This window comes from Neobacillus sp. BF23-41 (assembly GCF_041106275.1).
The window spans coordinates 278,480-298,959 of the sequence record NZ_JBGBPR010000005.1; the positions used below are offsets into that span (position 1 = coordinate 278,480).

Consider the following 20,480-nt stretch of genomic DNA (forward strand, 5'->3'; position numbering starts at 1 on the left):
AATATATAGTTTTTTTGAAAATTGTCAATATTACCAGTAATAGGTATAGGTATTTTTTATCCCAGATATGAACGCTGGACAATTTCGCTTTCCTTTAGATCTTTTTTTGTCCCTTGACCTGCTAAACGCCCCGCCATCAGCACATACCCACGGCTGCAAAAGTCAATGGCCATTTCCGCATTTTGATCAACTAATAAAATAGTCGTACCCTGCCGATGTAATTCAGTAATTTTGTCATATACTTCAAAAACTAGTTTTGGGGACAAACCCATGGATGGCTCATCAAGTAGTAATAGCTTCGGCTTTGTCATCATTGCACGGGCAATCGCCAGCATTTGCTGCTCTCCACCAGAAAGCAACCCTGCTAGTTGATCTCTTCTGTCGCGGAGGATGGGAAACGGCTCTGTAACCTCTTCCGCTCTTTGTTGACGTTCCTTCGCAAGAAGTGTATAACCTCCTAATAGCAAATTGTCCCACACAGAAAGTAAAGGAAATACATGGCGGCCTTCTGGCACAAGTGTCATGCCGCGGTTGACAAGCTTAAACGTTTTTTCTTTAATAATAGATTTACCTGAAAGCTTAATATTGCCGCTTTTCGGACGGAGCTCGCCGATAATTGTTTTCAAGAGAGTGCTTTTTCCTGCACCATTGGCACCGATTACCGAAACGGCTTCCTTTTCTTCTACGATCAAACTCACATTGTCTAAGGCACAAATCTGCCCATAATAGGTACTTACATTTTCAACATTAAGCATTTGCTTCAGCCCTCCCCATATAGGCTTCCAATACTGCTGGATGACTCTGAATCATTTCAGGAGGACCTTCAACCAACTTTTCTCCAAAATTAATCACAGTGATTTGGTTGGACAACGTATTTACGAGATGCATGTCGTGGGCAATAATTAAAATGGTGATGCCCTGATTATTTACCTGGGAAAATAGCTGCATAAGCTCTTTTGTCTCTTTCTGATTCATGCCAGCTGTCGGCTCATCCAGTAATAATAAATCAGGGTTTGTTGCCAAAGCACGAGCAATTTCCACCCGCCTTTGATTTCCATAAGATAACCGGGCTGCATACTCATGGCGCATATCCCACAGTCCAACGAATTTTATAATTTCTTCAATTCGTTGTTTTGCTTCCCGTTCCTTTTTCCTGAAGCTTTTAGTACGGAATACCGCAGGCAGCAGCTTTCCTCCTGTCAGAATATAGGTACCGATTAATACGGTTTCAAACACAGTCATATCCGGAAATAGTCTAATATTTTGGAAGGTTCGTGATACCCCACGCTCCGCAATTTTATCAGGTCTCAACGAAGTAATATCTTGATTAAATAACTGAATCTTCCCTTCATCAGGGGTAATTACACCCGTAATCAAGTTGAAAAGTGTACTCTTCCCAGCTCCATTGGGACCAATGATCGCATGGATGTTATTTTCTTTCACAGAAAATGATAGATTGTTGACCGCCTTAACGCCTCCAAAAGATTTTGAGAGATGCTTGACTGTTAAAATGGCTGAATCATCAACAAGATTACTGCTCATAACTCAACCCCTCTTTCTCGATAACGGTTTTTTCAACTTGAATACCTCTCTTTAAAAGACGTTGCTTGGAAATTTGGAACAAACCCATGATTCCCTTTGGAAAAAACATGATCATAATGACGATCAAGAAGCCATAAATTAACATTCTCAGTTCTGGTGTTTCCCTTAATGCCTCGGAGGAAACTGTGAGTATCGCCGCTCCAATAATCGCTCCTGCAATCGATCCTTGTCCTCCGATCATGACCATCGTTAAAATAGTTACAGACATGCCAAAAGCAAAAGTTTCCGGACTGACGACATGAAGGAAATGGGCATATAAAGCACCCGCAGCACCACAGAACGCCGCCGAAATAGTAAACATAGTTACTTTTGTTTTAAATACCGGGATTCCCATCGCTTGGGCGGCCAGTTCATCATCACGGATTGCCGTACAGGCACGGCCAAATCCGGACTTGATTATTAATCTAGTAATTAAGATGCCTAGATATACGAAGATTAATAATAATGGGTAATAGTCATGGTATTGTATAAACGGAAATTCCAAGGTTCCCAATTTAATAGTTGGAGGAGCTGATATTCCTGCAATCCCCATTGGGCCTCCCGTTAAATCGGTCCAATTTAGAAAAACTAGCCAGATAATGGTTCCAAACGCGAGGGTGGCCATTACAAGGTATTCTTCGATTAATTTCAAACCAATAAATCCAATGATAAACCCGATAATCGCAGTAATGATAATCGAGAATGGCAGTGTTAACCATAATGAGAAACCTAAGTTTTTAGCCAGGATCGCAGCTACATAGGCACCTATTCCAAAGAATGCCCCATGGCCAACAGAAACCTGGCCCGTATAACCAACAATGAGATCAAGACCTAAAGCTAGAATGGCATAAATTAAGATCAGATTAATAATATACATAAAGTACGGATTTACGATTCCAAACGGAAGGAGAAATAATGCAATCCCTCCAAATAGAAGCATGATTTTTCGGAAAGCCGGCTTTTTGATCAGTTCCATTTCCTCTCCCCCCCTTTATACTTTTTGTTGGACAATTTTTCCGAATATTCCTTGAGGACGAACTAATAAAATAAATAACAAGATCACCATTGCGACCGCATCACGATAACCAGAGGAGATAAATCCGGCAGCAAAGCTTTCAATGACGCCAAGTAATAACCCCGCAATCATAGCTCCAGGAATATTACCCATTCCGCCCATAACGGAAGCTGTAAATCCTTTTAATCCTGCAAATACCCCCATGGTTGGAAAGACTAAGAATACGGGTCCCACTAAAATACCAGCGAGTGCGCCAACTGCAGACCCAATTGCAAACGTGATTGAAATGATCTTATTGGCATTAATCCCCATTAACTGCGTTGCTTTTATATTCTGGGAGGCTGCTTGAACCGCTTTACCCATAAGTGTTCGATTAATAAATAACTCCAAAACGATCATGACAAGAATGGTCAGGATAATGATAAATATATAATGCTGATTAATCAGCATATCTCCCACCGCTATATTTTTGGATAGAAATGGAGAGGTTAGACGCTCTGGTGTTGCCCCCCAAATATATTGAGCTAAATTTTGCAGAACAATCGATATCCCTATTGCTGCTATCAGCAGATTTAATTTGGGCGCATTTCTCATCCTCATATAAACCATTTTTTCCATTAAATAACCGAGTAACGCTCCTGCACACACCCCGCCAAGATATGCCAGCCAGATTGGTGTATCTAATAAAAGTAGATAAAGGGACACGAATGCCCCTCCCATATAAACCTCGCCATGTGCAAAGTTAATAAAGCGTAATACATTCCACACCATGGTGTAACCGATGGCCATTAATGCATAAATACTTCCGAGGACAATTCCATTTATGAGTTGATCAATAAACACTAGTAATCACCCTATTCCGATTCTTTGATAACCTTGAAGTTGCCTTTTTGCACTTGCATAATCATTGGGGTATTGGAACGGTCACCGTTTTCATCGAACTTTATCGGCCCTGTTATGCCTTGATGTTCAATATTTGCTAGTGCGTCACGGGACTTATCAGCGTCGCCATCGCCTTCGGTTAATGCTTTTGCAAGCGCCATGGCCGCATCATAAGCAATCGCCGTATTCGCTTGAGCAGGTGTATTATTTTCCTCGGCTAATTTTTTAAACTCTTTCATTTCTTCAGTTTCAGCATTTAAATCAATCATCGAAGAAAAAATATGATTCTCAACCGCATCGCCACCTAAAGTGATGAGTTGCTTAGAATACATGGAATCATCTGGTGAGAAGAATTGAATGTTTAATCCTGCCTGCTTTGCTTGTTGCTCAATTAAGGCAACTTCATTGTAAAGACCAACAACCATTACTGCATCTGCATTTAATGTTTTAATCTTTGATAATTGTGATGAGAAGTTTTTATCACCTGGGTTATATTTTTCAGCAGCGATAAATTCTACGCCTTGTTCTTTCGTAGACGCTTTGGCTGCATCATACATGGTGATTCCGTAATCCGTATTTTCATAGAGTGCTGCGATTTTCTTTACCTTTTTCTCTTCCGCCATATATTTCATAACTGCCGGAACGTAGACGGAACCTGTTAAGATTACGCGGAACAGGTATTTGTTGCCCGTTTTTGAAAGGTCTGGGCTAGCCCCCATGTTTAAATGAAGGACTTTTGCAGGTCCTGAAACATCCTGAGCAGCCAATGTCGGAGATGAATTATATCCTCCAATAATCGCCTTAACTCCATCATTCATAATCATTTTATTTACGACGGCAACGGCTTCAGACGGAGTCGCTTTATCGTCACCGACGATCAACTTAAGCTTCTTTCCATTGATTCCGCCATCACTATTAATCTTTTTAAACGCAAGTTCCACACCATTTTTCATATCCTGTCCATACTGGGCATTATCACCTGTCATTGGTGCTTGTAATCCTACCTTGATCGTGTCTCCGCTCTTGGAAGAAGAATTACTATTTCCCGATGAAGAATTCGTTGCCGAACACCCTACCAACAATACGGCTAGCACCAAAAACATAAACATTTTTTTGGCAATTAAGCTTTTAGAGAATACCAACTTCATTCCTCCTCTTTCTTCTTGCGTTTTCTAAATTTTATAAACACAAAACTCCTATTTATTAAATTAGATATTAATAGAAGATTTAGTTTTAGAAATCAGCTCTGCGTAACATTCTAAGGGTGTAATTAAAGGCAGAATAACGATGAAGTGTGTAACGGATATAGGCTGCAGATTCTAAGGAGCGGTGGGAAAAGGACATTTTCCCACGGAATTAAGACGTTATCAAAAATAAGTTTGGTATCAGTTTCTTCGAATTTCGTGGCGATTGGATAATCTTGAGGATTTCGACCTTTCCCAGGGAAGTCCGGCAAATTTGCTTTATTCCCGGTTCCCCCATATTATTAATGCCACACGTTTTCCTCCCTCCAATATTTATTGACTATCATTCTTATTTCTATTTACGGATTTTTTCTTTAATTATTCTTTAATTAAAAATAACAAATTCATAGTGTTAATGTCAATTTAATTTTCTAAAAATTCTAACTTTTATAACTTTTAATTTTTTACATACTATAACATATTTTGTTCTAAAGCTTGTACTACCAAATCACCCAAAAATAGACCTTAATAGATAATAATTAGTTTACGTTTTAGTAGTATAATAATGTCCTGCTAATCTATTTTCCATGACAAAAAATAGGCTGTCTCGTTTATTAACAACAGCCTTAATTGTTTTTTACTAAAAAGAATGCAATGTAAACTACTTCATTCACAACTCATTTCGTCCTATTAATAGGCAGACTATACTCTGTTCTATAAAGAGTACGATCTAAATTAATAATTCCCTGCAAAATTAAATTACCCGCTATTTCAATATCCTCGGGCAAGCTATACTCCTCAGGGCAATGACTTTTCCCTTCTATGCTTTTGACAAATACCATGGCCGACTTGGTGACACTTGCCATATGGGCTGCATCGTGAACAGCCATACTTGGAAGTATCAAACAAGGTTCATTCATTTCCCTAGCTGTCTCGACAAGGCTACTCACTATATCCTGATCTAAGACCACTGGTTTTTGATCAAGAAACACTTCCTGTTGTATTTCCACTTCTCTTCTTGCGGCAATTTCCTGCAAAACCTCTTGGATCGCCTCTACCGCTCGTTGAATCGTCACCGACTTTTCGGCTCTAACCTCTAAGATGAAATCAACCTGACCTGGAATAATATTGGCTGCATTCGGACTAACCGTTAACTTTCCGACAGTACCAACAACATCCCCCTGACCTTGACAATATCTCTCCACAGCAAGAATCATTTCGGAGGAAGCCGTAAGTGCATCTTTTCGTTGTTCCATCATCGTTGTACCCGAGTGGTTAGACTGTCCTATCACTTTAACAGTACTGCGGAATGTCCCGACAACACTGTTAATCACCGCCATAGGAATATTAGCACTTTCTAACCGCTGTCCCTGCTCAATATGGAGTTCAATAAAAGCCTTTTTATTACTGTGCATATCCATCATCAAGGCAAATTTGTCGAGTCCGCCGTTAACCTTCTTCAATTCATCGCTAAGGCGTGCTCCTTTTGAATCACATGCGTCCTGTAGCATTTCCGCCGTTATTCGGCCAACAAACGACCTGCTACCGAATGTAGATAAATTAAAATCATTGGATTCCTCAGCTGTGAAGGAGACAATTTCGATATCATGATCAAGGCGAATATTTAATTCTATTAATCTTTTCACAATTTCTTTAGCCATTAACACACCTAACGGCCCATCATATTTACCACCATTAGGAACAGAATCCAAATGAGAGCCTATGACGATACTACCGGGGTTTTTCCCCGTTCCTTTATATTTACCCCAAATATTCGCAGCTCCATCAATGGTCACTTCTAATCCCAATTCCTTTATTTCTTCAATAAATAATTGACGAACCTCATGATCAGCTGGAGAAAAACTAGGCCTGGTTACACCCCCCTGTTCATTTTTCCCATACGCCGCATATTTCTCAATATCCATCAGTAATCGGTCTAGATTTATCCTCAAAACTGTACCTCGCTTTCCTATCCTGCCAATTTCGATTTCAGCATTTGACGCAAAAATAAATTGAAGCAACAATATGGAATAAATCCAGCATTGCTGCTCCAGGTATTATTAATTATCGTCTTATCGATCAAGCTACTAACCCATTTATTCTATTAAACCGCATAGTTTTTTTCTGCTAAAAAGGAAATATATCGGATATCTCCAAGTAATTTTTTTGCTAAAGAATAGTTTCCTTGCTGTAAAAGGAGGCGAATCCTTGTAGAAGAGATTAATTCACCGTCTTCACATTGAAGCGGTTTTAAAACCCCGACATTGAAATTGGTCCGTAGATCCTCGATGGTTCCCTTCCGATCTTTACCAAATTGGAAGTTTGGACCTTCCCAAATTTCAAGAGGTCTAATCATCATCACCTCATCTATAAATGAAGCGACGCTTTGTTTTGTATACGCCTCATTAAATTGACCAACAATGACATGGTCAGCACCTAACATGTTAAGCCTGCTTAGCTTTTCATCCAGCGAAGTTATCATTTGGCATTTTTTAAAGAAAACCTTCGGAGGCGGGTCAAAGGTATAGACGACAAAAGGGACACCACGCACCTGCGCACGTTCTTTTGTTTTTAAAAGTAAGGCCTGATGACCTCGATGAACACCATCAAGGGCCCCGATTGTTAGTACGGATTCAGGGAGCTTTAATGTACCAGATGTATGAACTTTCAATGACCAAACTCCTTTCTTACATTAGTTACTAGAAACAGGCGCAGTTAGATTCAGCCCTGCTGCCTTTCGGACTAACTCACGCTGCGGCTCCATATTAAAGTTATTAAACACGGCCATCTGTTGAGCAAATGGCGGACTTTGCGCAAATAATTCAAACGTGGTTCTGTGTCCAGCATAAGAGGAATTTAACAAATCCCTTGCAAAATAAAGTAATCTTCCTCGATCTTCAGGCGTCCACTCGCCAACGGAATAATATTGATCAAAATATTGCTTGATTTCTGGATCTGCCATCGTGGCAGAATCTGGAGTTACCGCTAATTGACCGCCAACGAGCTCTCTCGTTAAATGGGCCATAGCCGGGAAATTGGCTAATGCAAAGACACGACCTGTATACAAAAGCGATGGATTCGGCATCATTAACCCGCCGGGACTTCTTTTCGCATCCGCTACGGCAGCAGTTAAATGGGCATTGATTCCTTCGCGATAATTGATAAGTTCAGAGATTTTTTCTTTGACAGCTTGGAGATGGGTTAAACCAGTCTGTTCAACATTCAGTAGCGCTGCACCAATTAAATAATCAGCTCTGCGTAACATTCTAAGGGTGTAATTAAAGGCAGAATAACGATGAAGTGTGGAACGGATATAGGCGGCTGATTCTAAGGAGCGGTGAAATAGGACATTTTCCCACGGAATTAAGACGTTATCAAAAATAAGTAAGGTATCAATTTCCTCGAATTTCGTGGCGATAGGATAATCTTGAGGATTTCGATCCGTACCTAAGGATGTACGGCAAATATGCTTTAATCCTGGAGCACCCATATCGCAAATGAATCCACAAGCGAAAGGTGCCATTTTTTCGGATCCGGCATTCCAATCTAGGATTGTTGGTTTTACAAATGCTTGGTGCGCATAAGCAGCGGCTGTCTCAAACTTGGCCCCTTTTACCATGATTCCCTGGTCATTCTCCTCGACCACGTGAAGCAAGGTTCCGCCATCTTTTCCGCTGAACAATCTGCTTCGATCACCTTTTGGATCCGTGTTTGCCGAAACATGGAACAAGTCTTCTCGTGCGACTCGGTCAATATGGTACCTAATATTTTTTGCATAAGTCGGATCGATTTCATTTAATTTATCTTGAGCGTCATAAAGGGACCACATTTCACCGATCGTTTCATCGCCGACGCGATAAACAACCCCGCCAAGATCATCAAGAACGGTTTCAACATGTTTGCGAATCGCAGTCAAATCATCTTTTGTTTCAGGCATTTTATACGCCCGTGAAACAACTTCGCCGTCTGGCAGTCTGGTTGTTAATGTATCAGCAAACTTCGCTTCATGTGCCATATCATACATCCTGGCTTTTACATCCACAATGGGTTTAAAGGACGGGTGCTCGGCCACATTTCTAACCTTTTCCCCATCAATATAAACCTCGCGTCCATCATTCAGTGATTCCTGATATTGTTTACCTGTCATTAATGCCATTTTACAACCTCCTATTAATTTGATTATTCGCACAATTCTATTTAACACTTTAATTGAAGATAGTTAAGCTTCCTCAAATTTGCCAAATTTCCCGCGATAGTAAACTAAAGGATCTCCATCAGCTGCATTGGCCTTCTGGACCTCGCCCAAAAAGACGGAATGCGTGCCCCCTGTTACTTCTTCGACAACCCGGCATTCGAGCGTAGCAAGTGTTTGACCTAAAACAGGATTGCCTAACTCTCCATATGAAAAGTCAACGCCATCAAATTTATCCGTATTTGCTCTGGCAAATCTTAATGCTAATTCTTTTTGAGTTTCATTGACTATGTTTACCGTGAAGGATTCTGCAGCCGATATGGCATGACAAGTCCCCGTGCTTTTATTGACGCAAACTAGCAGCATGGGCGGATCGACTGAAACGGAACAAACGGCACTTGCAGTGATCCCAAAATCGACTCCATTATTACTGACGGTGATGATCGATACACCGCTGGCAAAATGACCTATAACCTGTTTAAATTGTTGTTGATCAACCAACGAGACTAAATCTTGGTACTCCTTCGATTTATTCATAACTAACACTCCTAATCATTTAATTTACGGAATTATTCTTAATGTATTCCTTAAATAAAACTATACAGTTGAAAAATACTGATGTCAACAGAATTTTCTAAAAATTCACTATAATTAACTTAAAAATGTTAGTATAAAAATATGAAATATTTCAACTAGAGAAAATTAATGACAAAAGGATTTCCATTATTGTTATAATTAAATAACATAATCTTTTTGGGAGGGAAGTTTTTTGAAACCAAGAGCCGGAATCATTGGACCAAATGACTCTGTCCATCTTATTTCTGAAATAGCAACTGAATATAGTGACCGGCTGCAATCAGTACCATTTATCTACCAGAACCCTGAAGAAGCCACTAGCATCGTGCAAAAAAATCAACATGCAGTTGACCTTTGGATTTTAGCCGGACCTGCCCTTTTTAACCCATTTCAAAAGAGCGATGTCAAACAGCCATTTTTTTTACTTCAATTAGATGGTGCCAGCTTGACCAAAACCTTAGTTGACATCATTTACAATGATAAAAGAAGTTTAGAACGGATTAGCATTGACACGCTGACTGAACGAGATGTTTATGAAACATACCGCGACCTCAGCATACCAAGCAACCAGGTTTATGTTCATGAGTATACAAATGAGACCCCTCTTGATAATCTTCTAGCATTTCATCAAAAACATATTCAAGATGGGAAGGTAGATATTTGTATAACAAGCCTTCGTTCCATTTATGATCAGCTTTGTTTACATAACATAACAGCCTATTGGGTTTCGCCAACAAGAAGCAACATACGCGAAACCTTGTCGACAGCCCTCCAGCAATGGGAAACGATGCATTTTAAACATTCACAAATTGCTGCCATACTCGTGAAAGTTCAAGGGATGGAGAAAAAGGAAGATCATAATATGGTGTCATACGATCTTCATCGATTAAATTTAGAGATCCAGTCAGCTATATTAAACTTTGCAGAGTCGATATCTGGTTCCTTTGTTACGATAGGAACAGGAATATTTGTTATTTTTTCGACAAGGGGTTCGTTGGAAGAAACAGAGAATTCCATTGCCTCTCTTTTGGAAAAATTATCTTTACTTGCCGATTTACCATCCAATATTGGAATTGGTTACGGAGATACTGCATTGACGGCAGAAGAAAATGCTCGGCTTGCATTAAACCATGCCCAAAATTATGATTCTTTTTGCGCTTTCTTGGTGGATAATAATGGAACGATTGAAGGTCCATTAAAAGAGCAAGAGGCAATCTCCTATCAATACCGAACAGAAAATAAGGAAATAAGTGAAAAGCTTAAAAATAGCGGCATAACCATTACTACCTTTAATAAAATTTTATCCGTTCAAAAAAGAATGGGAAATGGATCAATTACTGCAACCCATATAGCAGAATGGCTGAAAATGACACCAAGAAATGCTCGGCGAATTCTAACAGGTTTAGTGGAAGAAGGAATAGCTGAAATTATTGGTGATGAGGCACCTTCCTCCAAGGGACGGCCGCGGAAAATATATCGAGTTAGCGATACTTCTGAAATGATTAATAGGTAGGCTTGACCAAGCATGAGACTTTTACCCTTATACAATTACCAATATTCGAAAAGTTAAAGGCACTATCCAATTTGAGATAGTGCCTTTATGACCTTTAGAGTACTGATTTTAGAATTTGCATTACAGCCATACCGTTCCCTTTATTCCCCCCAAGCATATTACTTATACATTTAATCTAGATTGGGTACAATTCTAATAGAAATGGAGGAAATATCATGGTTCGTTTACTTGCGATTATCTCATTTATACTTTTATTTTATTTTTCATTGCCAGTTATTGATAAACAGATGGGGAAAAACGATATAGAAAAAAAGATTGATTCTGTTCAATCTGAAATGCATATAAAAGATAGCTCAGCAGTATTAGAAACACTTAATAGTTTTTATGAAAAGGTTCAACAATTAGTTGGGCAGCTTGGCTTTCAGGGGGGTGAACTTCCACTCACTAAACAACAGCCGCAACCACAAAAAGAAAAAGTAGAATTAAATATCCCTACTAACCAAGTATTTTCAGTTAATAATATAGAACTTGGTAATCTAAAAGAAGATATTGATCATAATTTAGGCAAGGCAAATCGGTCATCACTTAATGAATATGGGACGAATTGGTACGCCTATCACGAAAATTACCATGATTTTTTTATGGTTATGTATGATGAAAACAACAAAGCAGCAGGATTATACACGAACCAAGATTTAATTGCATCCACTAAAGGAATCCAACTCGGAAGTTCCAAGATAGATGTTCGCGCAAAACTAGGTGAACCGATCACCAATATCCAAAAAGGATTGACAGTTTATCAATTACAGGAAAATAGTGACTATGATGTGTTCTTGCTTGAGGGAACTTACGTAACTATCTTTTATGATAAACATGAAAATAATACGGTAACAGCGATACAATTAATCAGTAAAGACTTTGAGCAGAAGAAAACAGGCTTTTACACCAAAGCCAATTCAGCGTTAAAAGAAGGCTTTGAATATCAATTATTCGATTTGACCAATGCAGCACGAGTCAATCATCAGCTTACAGTTCTAACATGGGATGAGCATGTTAGAGGAACAGCCCGTAAACATAGCACCGATATGGCGGTCCATCAGTATTTTGATCACACCAATCTGAAAGGACAATCACCGTTCGACCGGATGAAAGAGGATGATATCAGTTTTCATATGGCTGGAGAAAACCTTGCCTATGGACAATTTAGCAGCATCTTCGCCCATGAAGGTTTAATGAACTCCCTCGGACATCGTGAAAATATTTTGCGGAAGGGTTACGAGTTTTTAGGAGTAGGCGTAGCTTTTAATGACGAATCGCAGCCCTACTATACAGAAAACTTTTTTGCGAAGTAGTACGGCCAAGGGGTTATTATTCAGAACACTAAAAAATCCACAAAACCCCATGTTTTGTGGATTTTACTTTTACGATGGAAAAATGAGGAACATCTTGTAAAGTTTTTGTACGGTTTCAGTTTCCTAGTTTTTGATCCAATAAGGACAAGGTTTTCCCGATAGACTCTTGAATAACATATGTATTACTGTCAGTATCATAAGGAGTTTCTCCTATATTAATAATAATTAGTGGAACGCCTTGCCTTCTGTATTGGGGGAAAGTGGAGAATGGCATTACTTTTAGACTCGTCCCTAATACCAACACACAATCCGCAACATCTATCATATGTAAGATCGCATCAAATCCCTCTACAGTAAACCACTTGCCTGTATCACCAAACAAAACGACATCCGGTTTTATAAAACGTTCGCTTTTATCGCTGATATCACAATGGTCACAGATATAGAATTCATCGATGGTATCGAGACGATTTTCCATCTCTCCTGTCGAATAGCTTTTACCGCAATGCAAGCAAGTTGCTGTTTTTATGGTTCCATGGAATTCTATGACATTCTTATTGCCCGCTTTTTGATGAAGTCCATCAATATTTTGGGTAATGATATGAGAAACCTTCCCATCTTTTTCCCACTTCGCCAAAATCTTGTGCCCTACATTCGGAACAGCATCCGGATGGTAAAGATTTTCGAATGCAAATTGATAAAACTCCCTTGGACTTCGATAAAAATAATCCAAGGAAAGGATATATTCCGGTGCAAGTTGATAAACCCCAGACCTTGAACGAAAATCTTTTATGCCAGATTCTGTACTAATCCCCGCTCCAGTTAGCACAACGATGTTTTTTGCATTTTTAATGTGGCTTGTACAGGTTTCAATCAGTTTGTTTTCCATCGATTCCTTCTCCTTTAAATACGCTGTTAGGGCAACAATAATAATACTTAGTTTATAGGAAAAAACAATTCCTAGTCACATGTCAAGTATAGTATTTACAAATCAGGATTTATTTCATAAAAAAACTGCCCCCAAGTTAAACTAATGGGACAGCCTTTATAAATGGTGCCTGTCCCTCACTACTTTACAACTTAAAGTACTCGAGGTAGGCCATAATAGATGTTATGCAAATGCACGTAATTTTTTATTTTTTTTCAATTGCAAAGGTTTATGAGTGTAATAGATTTTTGCTAGTGCATGATTATCACAAAGTGAACATTTAATTTGATAAGAAGCTTTGCTAATATGGGGAGTTTCTAAGAAGGTTAATATTTCTTTCATATGTTTATCACAGGCCCACATGATCTCACCCCGAATTCATATATTTCTTTAACTAAGCTTACTAAATGGTAGAGACTTCTTTCTGGAGTTTATCAGGCTTTCTTTTCTTCACGACTTCTGTAAATGCATCTTCCCAAGAAATCGAAATATCTCCATTTGTCACAAATGTTTGACACCCGAGGCGATATCCTTCTTTTAACCACTCTTCACCTAATTTTCTTCTTTCTTGCACCTTGACTTTATCTAGGAATTCAGCGCCTTCTTCAGCCTTAAAAACGCAGCTGCCGCAAATTCCCCCGCCACATCGGTTTGGGAGTTCTCCATCGTAACGAAGGGACATCCTCAAGATATTCGAATCCTCTGGTACCTCTAATTGTTTATTGCTGTTAATGAAATTTATTTTTGGCATGCCTCGTATCCTCCCTTAAATTCATCTTCTTGGTATACAATATACCATAATTATAATTTTCAGACAATACCAATATTTTAATTTTTTTTATTTTAAAAAAAAGATAAATATAAGACCACATCGTGAAGTCGGTGTGGTCATTAACATAGATGATAGCTCGCTACGAGATCTTTCATTGGTATTTTTCAAGTCGACACCAATTTTTCTTTTTTATACAGCTTTTCTTTAATATTTTCAATATAAGTGATATACGCCTTTTTCGAGTTTTCAATATGAATTCTCATTAAATACTCTGCCATTTCCGCTTCTTTATCGCGCAAGGCTTTCATGATATCAATATGTTCCCTTAAGGATTCTTTTCTTCTGCCTGGTGTCTCATATCCCATATTTGCAGCCATATGTATATAGTCAATCAGACCAGAGAGAATCTCAAACAATTTGGGGCTTTTCGATGCCTTATTAATCAGACGATTCATTTGTATATGTTCAAGATTAAAGTTTTCTTCGGCTTGATCTCTTAACAACATCAGTTCTTCGATCTTTTGATCCAATTCTAGTTGCGTTTCTCTATCCATCCGCCCCGCAGCTAATTTAACGGCCAAAACTTCTAAAGAGGCAAGAATTGTAAATACTTCGATGACTTCACTCTCGGAAATATTGGAGACGACGACACCTTTTCGGGGAACCGTTTTTACAAAGCCTTGGGATTCCAATCGGAACAAAGCCTCACGAATCGGTGTCCGGCTGATGCCTAATTTCCCGGCAAGTTCTCTTTCAATTAAACGATCGCCCGCTTTTAATTCGCCCTCCAGAATCATTTCCTTTAAATAAATATATGCATGTTCCCGAATCGATAAAAGATTGTTTTCCTCCCATCTTACGTCCATAAATTCCACCCGCTTATTTTTTATTATTTTCTAACATTCATTTTTACGAAAGAAATACTCCACCATAGATCAAGCAGCAAACAATTAGCAGGGATGGATGCATTTTTACTTTAATCAATGCAAAATAACTAACCACAGCCAAAAAGACTAAATGAAAAATACCACTATTCTCATAGGCTGTTAAAAAGAATTGATAGGCCATCACAGCAAGTAAAATTGCAATAATTGGCTGTACTGACTTTGTCATAAGTGCTACTTTTGGAGAACCTTTAAATAGATTTACAAACTTAAAAAGTAAAATAACGGCGAGAGCAGAAGGAAGGATCGTTGCGATTAGAGCAATTACTGCACCAAGAATCCCCCCCACTTCATAACCAATATAACCGCCCATTTTGGTGGCAATTGGTCCTGGCAAGGCATTCCCAATCGCCAATACATCCCCAAACTCGGATAAACTCATCCAATGGTAATTGTTGACCACTTCATTTTGTATTAACGGAATGGTTGCAGGACCGCCGCCGTATCCCAATAAATTAGCAATAAAAAACGCCCAAAAGATATGCAAATAGATCATGAACTTTTTTCCTTTCTCTGAAGAAGCACCTCAGCGGAAGCTTTTGCCGCTTTTTCTTTTCGATCCGCAATGATATAGGCAGTGATGAGAAATACCGCAATCAAGATGCCGGGATGCCAGTCAAGAAACTGGACAAATATTAAAGAAACGACCGATAGTGAGAGCATAATCGGAAAACCTAAGCCTTTACGTCCATTTTGGAAAAAACGATAAGCCATCTCCAAGAGCATAAATCCGATCACAGGCGTAACCCCTTGAACCATCCCACTAACAATTGATGATTCTTTAAACCTATAAAGCACACCCAATAAGGCGATCATGGCAATAATTGATGGTAAAATGTGAGTAAGAATAGCCACGGTCGCACCTAAATACCCCTTCACTTTATAACCGATGTACGCCGCCATTTTGGTGGCAATCGGCCCTGGCAAAGTATTGGCTAATGCCAGGATTTCGACAAATTCTTGCTCGTTCATCCATTTGTATTTTTTAACAGCTTCAAATTCAATCAGCGGTATCGTCGAGGGACCGCCCCCATAACCGGTCACACCGGTGCGGGCAAATCCAATAGCTAACTCAACATATGCTTTCAGTTGACTCTCCCCCTTTTTATACCAATATAACATTCTGTCGCATATTTTAATAGAACCGAAGATTAAGATAGACCCCATTCTGCTAAAACAAATGCTTCGAATGAGGTCCTGTTATTATTATTTTTTTATATCGGCTTCGGTGATTACTTCATGTCCGGCACTTTCTATAAAGCTTTGCAATGCTTTCAAGGCTGCTGTTCCCACGGCCGTGTCTTGCTCGCCGTTTCCACCACTTACACCAATTCCACCTACGACTTCACCATTGACAACAATCGGGAATCCACCAACAAAAATGGCGAATTTCCCTGGAAGCATCTGTTGGATTCCAAAGGCTTCATTTCCAGGAAGTGCAGGTCCATTCGGCTCTTTGTTAAATAAATGGGTAGAACGTTTATGGCCAGCAGCCGTATACGCTTTAGCAATCGAGATTTCAGGTCCCGTGATCCGCGCTCCATTCATACGTTCAAGCGCAAGCAGGTTGCCGCCATCATCGACAATAGCGATGGTTTCTAGAACATTGATCTCTTCTGATTTTTTCTTAGCTGCCTCAATCATTATCTTTGCTTCTTCTAGTTCTAATTTCAAAACAGATTTCATGGATGTTCTCCTTTACTTAATGTATTATTTTAATAGCCCATATAGACAGTTTTTAATTGCGTAAAGAACTCTAAGCCCACTCTTCCGGATTCACGGAATGTAGAAGTACTTGATTTTTTCAGGCCTCCAAATGGTGCATTCATTAAGTTCCCTGTCGTTGTGCGGTTAACCTTGACTGTTCCTGCTTGGATATCCTTTGTAAATTGGTTGGCGATTTTGAGATTATTGGTAACAATCGAAGCGGATAACCCATACTCGACGTCATTCGCAACGGCGATGGCTTCTTCATATGTATCTACTTCAATCACAGCCACAACCGGTCCAAAGATTTCTTCATTCGCAATCCGCGAATTAGCATTTACATTGGTAAAAATAGCTGGCTGGACATAGTATCCCTTTTCAAATTCTCCAGTCACTATTGGCTCACCGCCATATACTAATTCAGCACCATCTTCTTTTCCGTATTGGATATACTTTAAAACATTCTTCAATTGTTTTTCGTTGGCAAGCGGACCAATTTTCACGCCTGCTTCAAAACCATTACCTATTTTTAGTGCCCTGGTTTTTTCAACAAGTTTCTGAACAAATTCTTCTTTTACGTTTTTCAAGACGATGACACGGCTTGTTCCTGTACAAGCTTGCCCTGTTAACGAAAAGCCCCCGTTGACGGTCAAAGTGGCGGCTAGATTAAGATCAGCATCATCCATAACAATTAACGGATTCTTCCCGCCAAGTTCCATTTGCGTCCGGGTTGTAAAGCCTGCCTTTTTATGAATGTCTTCCCCAGCTGCGGTTGAACCTGTGAAAGTGACAGCCCTAACAGCAGGATGGGTTACCAGCAAGTCACCGACGTCTGAAGCTTTTCCCGTAACAAAGTTAATCACGCCTTTAGGAATTCCTGCTTTTTCTAATGCTTCGACCAGGCGGAAAGCAATCAGTGGAGTATCTGAGGAAGGTTTAAACACAACCGTATTCCCCGTGATTAAAGCGGGAGCGATTTTTCTGGCAGGAATAGAAAGTGGAAAGTTCCAAGGAGTTATGACACTCACCACTCCAAGCGGTTCTCTTTCCGTTGAAACTTTCATATTTGCATCATCATTTGGAAAGGTTTCCCCAGTAAAACTTTGTCCTTCTACTGCATAATAACGGAGCGTTTGAGCTGAACGTATGACTTCATTCTTGGCATCATCAACATGCTTTCCTTCTTCTCTTGTTAATTCTTCTGCCAAAGAATCTGCATTTTGTTCTAGGATACTCGCTGCTTGATTTAAGATAGCCGCACGCTTGGATGGAGCTGTTTGGGACCAGCTAGGAAAAGCATTCTTAGCCGCTTCAATCGCAATTTTAACATCCTGTTCGTTTGAAGCCTGGAATTCCCCAACAAGATCTTCAGTATTTGCAGGGTTCACACTAAAAAATGTTTTCCGGCTAACCGATTCCTGCCATTCTCCATTTATATAGTTATTGAATGTCTCTACTTTTGTAGTTATCACAACTATCACCTTTTTTCATTTATTTGTTTCCATGGTTTTATAAAAAAATGGCCGTCACTTAAACCTTTAAATTACAAGATTAATAGGACGGCCGGTAAAGTTTTCTTATTACTTTGTTTCTACTAGTGCTCCTAAATCCTGCTCACAATACTCTCTCCATAACCCATCCATGTACATACGGCGCATTTTTGCACCTGTACGAACCACTTCTAAGCAGCGTTGCTGTAACTCAGGAGTATCGGCGTGGTCAAGAACAATTTTATAACCGCGCTCACCATGGATTTCATCAGATACGATGTGTAAATCAAAAAATTCAATTTCTTCATCTGTAAACCCATATTGTTCACGTAATGCAGGTGTTTGCTTACGGTAAATATCTGGTACTTGTGATTCCAAGCCTACAACGAGAGCTGCTGTTGCTACGACGAAATTCTCGCGTGCTGCAACTGCGAAACACCAGCTTTGAAGCCCTAAAGTGGTTGGAGCCATATTGTTTGGATCGATAATTCTTTCTGCAGTCGTACCACAGGCTTCCGCAAAACGAATCAATAAATCAGTGTGACGGTCAGCTGCAATTTCTTCTTCATACATGTTCTGTAAAGTGAAATCTTTTGCAGCGGCAAATTTTGGATCTGACGGCGTATTGTGATAAATATAGGCTAAGTAGTCTGCGAATGGTCCTACATAATGGTAGTGATTTTCAGCCCATCTAGAAAAGTGCTTTCTTCCAAGTTTGCCCTCAGCCCAAGCTACTGTAAATGGAGCCTTCTGGCTATGGTTACCTTTAATTGCTTCTTCTAATTGTTTGCGAAATTCATCTTTAGATAATAATTCTGTCAACTGAAACTCCTCCTCTAAATTATGTAGGTACCCAAGTTTAACTTGGCATTTGATATTTTGTATACCAAATTAGATTAAAAATAAAAAGATTGTGGATTAATTCCTCTTCCAGCACTCTTTAATTCGGTGAAAATATCACTTTGGTATACCTTACGTTTATACTACCAATATATTGTTTATTTGTAAATATAATTTTTAGAATTTTTTAAAGATTGATACTCTTTTTTCTCTACTACTAAAATTATTGATGGACGTCCACTTTCAGTTCTAATAATTTATAGAGTTCTTTTGAAAGATTCTCTATGGATTCCTCTACGATCTGCTGACCGATTTCCCAGCTTGCTTTTGTGGCATCCCCAATACAGCCGTTTTTCGTCATTTCTTCATAATAATAAAATCCTTGAATCGCTTTTCCAGGTCGAAGTTGCTTCCATCTTCCCTCTTCTTGGATATCACCTTTTTCTAGGTTTTCGGGACGGACTAGCTCAGGAGCCAAATAAAGTGCTTCAGAAACTTCTCGTTCACAGCTATGACCAAATAATTGTGATGTTACATTTTCCTTAATCGCCTTTTTAGCAGATGCAGTCGTCTTAGCATAGTAAATTTCAACATCCAGTTCTTTGGTTAACATCATAGAAGCAACGTTTAAGGTTGATTGGTTACCGCCGTGAGAATTTAAAAACAAAAACCTTTTAATGCCGTGATGCTTCAATGATGAGATAACATCCTTTAAAACAGCAATTAATGTGGTGGGCTGCAAGGAGATGGTTCCCGGAAAATTTAAATGGTGTTGGGAAACACCCATATTAATGGTTGGTGTGACCAATGCAAAAGGAAACATTCGTTGGCCTAACTTCTTGGCCATCTTTTCAGCTAAGACAGCATCGCAACTTTCTACCATATGGGGACCATGTTGTTCGTGAGCACCAATTGGAATGATCGCAAATTCAACAGTCTTAAGCGATTCTTCTACTTCTTTCCATGTCATGCTGGTTAAATCATAACAATCCATTTTAACTCACCTACTTAAGTTGGTTGTATTTTGTATACCATAAAAAAATATAAATAAATTCCCTATCAAGATTGGATAGCAGATTGTTTCTTCGGGGCTTGGATCGAGATATTTTCCTGTGTAATTTCAATATCTTCTTTAATGGTTAATTGACATGTTAAGCGATAGCCCTCATTGACCTTATCTCCAAGCATTTTTTCTTCTTTCCAATTCGGTGGAGATAATGACTCAGCTCCGTTTACGACGATACAAGTGCATTTTGTACATCGCCCCATTCCGCAGCCATACTTTAATTTTGGTAATTGACGGGTCCCTGCTAATACTACTAAATTGGCATTGTCTTTCACTTCTTGTTCAATTGTTGTTCCATCAACATGAATGATCACTTTTGGCATATTGTTACCCCTTTCTGTTTATTCCAAAAATTTTTGATACTCTTCTGAAGTATACAATCTTTTTGTTAGATAAGCAAACTAGAATTTTTAATTGGAACGAATTTTTTTCATGTAA

At 39.1% G+C, this 20,480-nt stretch carries 22 protein-coding genes; 2 read left to right on the forward strand and 20 right to left on the reverse strand.

The window, feature by feature from the left end; all coding sequences use genetic code 11:
• Positions 1 to 56: 56 nt before the first annotated feature.
• The 10 genes from AB7942_RS11315 to AB7942_RS11360 all read right to left on the reverse strand — a co-directional run bounded on the left by AB7942_RS11315 (position 57) and on the right by AB7942_RS11360 (position 9,391).
• Positions 57 to 755, reverse strand: coding sequence for an ABC transporter ATP-binding protein (locus AB7942_RS11315; protein WP_369446920.1), 699 nt, complete (start codon positions 753 to 755; stop codon positions 57 to 59).
• Positions 748 to 1,542 (reverse strand): ABC transporter ATP-binding protein, encoded by a 795-nt coding sequence (locus tag AB7942_RS11320; RefSeq protein WP_369446921.1) that lies wholly within the window; start codon positions 1,540 to 1,542, stop codon positions 748 to 750. Before AB7942_RS11320 ends, AB7942_RS11315 begins: the two co-directional genes overlap by 8 nt.
• Positions 1,532 to 2,557, reverse strand: coding sequence for a branched-chain amino acid ABC transporter permease (locus tag AB7942_RS11325; protein ID WP_369446922.1), 1,026 nt, complete (start codon positions 2,555 to 2,557; stop codon positions 1,532 to 1,534). Before AB7942_RS11325 ends, AB7942_RS11320 begins: the two co-directional genes overlap by 11 nt.
• Before the next feature lie 15 nt (positions 2,558 to 2,572).
• Positions 2,573 to 3,439, reverse strand: a complete 867-nt coding sequence (locus AB7942_RS11330; RefSeq protein WP_369446923.1) for a branched-chain amino acid ABC transporter permease — start codon at positions 3,437 to 3,439, stop codon at positions 2,573 to 2,575.
• Positions 3,440 to 3,450: 11 nt separating this feature from the next.
• Entirely contained in the window at positions 3,451 to 4,620 is a 1,170-nt protein-coding gene (locus AB7942_RS11335) for an ABC transporter substrate-binding protein (RefSeq protein WP_369446924.1), read from the reverse strand.
• Positions 4,621 to 4,748: 128 nt separating this feature from the next.
• Positions 4,749 to 4,934: a 4-hydroxyphenylacetate 3-hydroxylase N-terminal domain-containing protein gene (locus AB7942_RS11340; RefSeq protein WP_369446925.1), complete on the reverse strand. Its 186-nt coding sequence runs from the start codon at positions 4,932 to 4,934 to the stop codon at positions 4,749 to 4,751.
• A 405-nt stretch (positions 4,935 to 5,339) separates the two neighbouring features.
• The gene (locus AB7942_RS11345; protein ID WP_369446926.1) at positions 5,340 to 6,614 is read right to left on the reverse strand and encodes a Zn-dependent hydrolase; all 1,275 of its coding nucleotides are present in this window, start codon (positions 6,612 to 6,614) and stop codon (positions 5,340 to 5,342) included.
• 152 nt (positions 6,615 to 6,766) lie between these two features.
• Positions 6,767 to 7,333: an FAD synthetase gene (locus AB7942_RS11350; protein WP_369446927.1), complete on the reverse strand. Its 567-nt coding sequence runs from the start codon at positions 7,331 to 7,333 to the stop codon at positions 6,767 to 6,769.
• 21 nt (positions 7,334 to 7,354) lie between these two features.
• Positions 7,355 to 8,818 (reverse strand): 4-hydroxyphenylacetate 3-hydroxylase family protein, encoded by a 1,464-nt coding sequence (locus AB7942_RS11355; protein WP_369446928.1) that lies wholly within the window; start codon positions 8,816 to 8,818, stop codon positions 7,355 to 7,357.
• A gap of 63 nt (positions 8,819 to 8,881) precedes the next feature.
• Positions 8,882 to 9,391, reverse strand: coding sequence for a flavin reductase family protein (locus AB7942_RS11360; RefSeq protein ID WP_369446929.1), 510 nt, complete (start codon positions 9,389 to 9,391; stop codon positions 8,882 to 8,884).
• A gap of 232 nt (positions 9,392 to 9,623) precedes the next feature.
• Between AB7942_RS11360 and AB7942_RS11365 the strand changes: the two genes are divergently transcribed.
• Complete coding sequence (locus AB7942_RS11365) at positions 9,624 to 10,943, forward strand: helix-turn-helix domain-containing protein (RefSeq protein ID WP_369446930.1); 1,320 nt, start codon at positions 9,624 to 9,626, stop codon at positions 10,941 to 10,943.
• A gap of 215 nt (positions 10,944 to 11,158) precedes the next feature.
• Positions 11,159 to 12,295 (forward strand): CAP domain-containing protein, encoded by a 1,137-nt coding sequence (locus AB7942_RS11370; protein ID WP_369446931.1) that lies wholly within the window; start codon positions 11,159 to 11,161, stop codon positions 12,293 to 12,295.
• A 115-nt stretch (positions 12,296 to 12,410) separates the two neighbouring features.
• On the opposite strand, the gene AB7942_RS11375 is transcribed toward AB7942_RS11370, so the two are convergent.
• The 10 genes from AB7942_RS11375 to AB7942_RS11420 form a co-directional block, all read right to left on the reverse strand.
• A complete protein-coding gene (locus tag AB7942_RS11375; protein WP_369446932.1) occupies positions 12,411 to 13,184 on the reverse strand; it encodes an NAD-dependent protein deacylase in 774 nt (257 codons plus the stop codon).
• A gap of 442 nt (positions 13,185 to 13,626) precedes the next feature.
• Positions 13,627 to 13,974, reverse strand: coding sequence for a 2Fe-2S iron-sulfur cluster-binding protein (locus tag AB7942_RS11380; RefSeq protein WP_098934162.1), 348 nt, complete (start codon positions 13,972 to 13,974; stop codon positions 13,627 to 13,629).
• A 185-nt stretch (positions 13,975 to 14,159) separates the two neighbouring features.
• On the reverse strand, positions 14,160 to 14,861 hold the full coding sequence (locus AB7942_RS11385) for a GntR family transcriptional regulator (RefSeq protein ID WP_088087935.1): 702 nt from the start codon (positions 14,859 to 14,861) through the stop codon (positions 14,160 to 14,162).
• 43 nt (positions 14,862 to 14,904) lie between these two features.
• The gene (locus tag AB7942_RS11390; protein ID WP_369446933.1) at positions 14,905 to 15,435 is read right to left on the reverse strand and encodes a chromate transporter; all 531 of its coding nucleotides are present in this window, start codon (positions 15,433 to 15,435) and stop codon (positions 14,905 to 14,907) included.
• Positions 15,432 to 16,106: a chromate transporter gene (locus AB7942_RS11395; protein WP_256942397.1), complete on the reverse strand. Its 675-nt coding sequence runs from the start codon at positions 16,104 to 16,106 to the stop codon at positions 15,432 to 15,434. The genes AB7942_RS11390 and AB7942_RS11395 overlap by 4 nt, the downstream gene beginning before the upstream one ends.
• A gap of 39 nt (positions 16,107 to 16,145) precedes the next feature.
• A complete protein-coding gene (locus AB7942_RS11400) occupies positions 16,146 to 16,625 on the reverse strand; it encodes a GlcG/HbpS family heme-binding protein (protein WP_098934159.1) in 480 nt (159 codons plus the stop codon).
• 29 nt (positions 16,626 to 16,654) lie between these two features.
• A complete protein-coding gene (locus AB7942_RS11405) occupies positions 16,655 to 18,118 on the reverse strand; it encodes an aldehyde dehydrogenase family protein (protein ID WP_369446934.1) in 1,464 nt (487 codons plus the stop codon).
• 108 nt (positions 18,119 to 18,226) lie between these two features.
• Positions 18,227 to 18,958: an iron-containing redox enzyme family protein gene (locus tag AB7942_RS11410; protein ID WP_088087939.1), complete on the reverse strand. Its 732-nt coding sequence runs from the start codon at positions 18,956 to 18,958 to the stop codon at positions 18,227 to 18,229.
• Positions 18,959 to 19,199: 241 nt separating this feature from the next.
• Positions 19,200 to 19,970 (reverse strand): creatininase family protein, encoded by a 771-nt coding sequence (locus tag AB7942_RS11415; protein ID WP_335437621.1) that lies wholly within the window; start codon positions 19,968 to 19,970, stop codon positions 19,200 to 19,202.
• A 65-nt stretch (positions 19,971 to 20,035) separates the two neighbouring features.
• On the reverse strand, positions 20,036 to 20,365 hold the full coding sequence (locus tag AB7942_RS11420) for a 2Fe-2S iron-sulfur cluster-binding protein (protein ID WP_369446935.1): 330 nt from the start codon (positions 20,363 to 20,365) through the stop codon (positions 20,036 to 20,038).
• Positions 20,366 to 20,480: the final 115 nt, after the last annotated feature.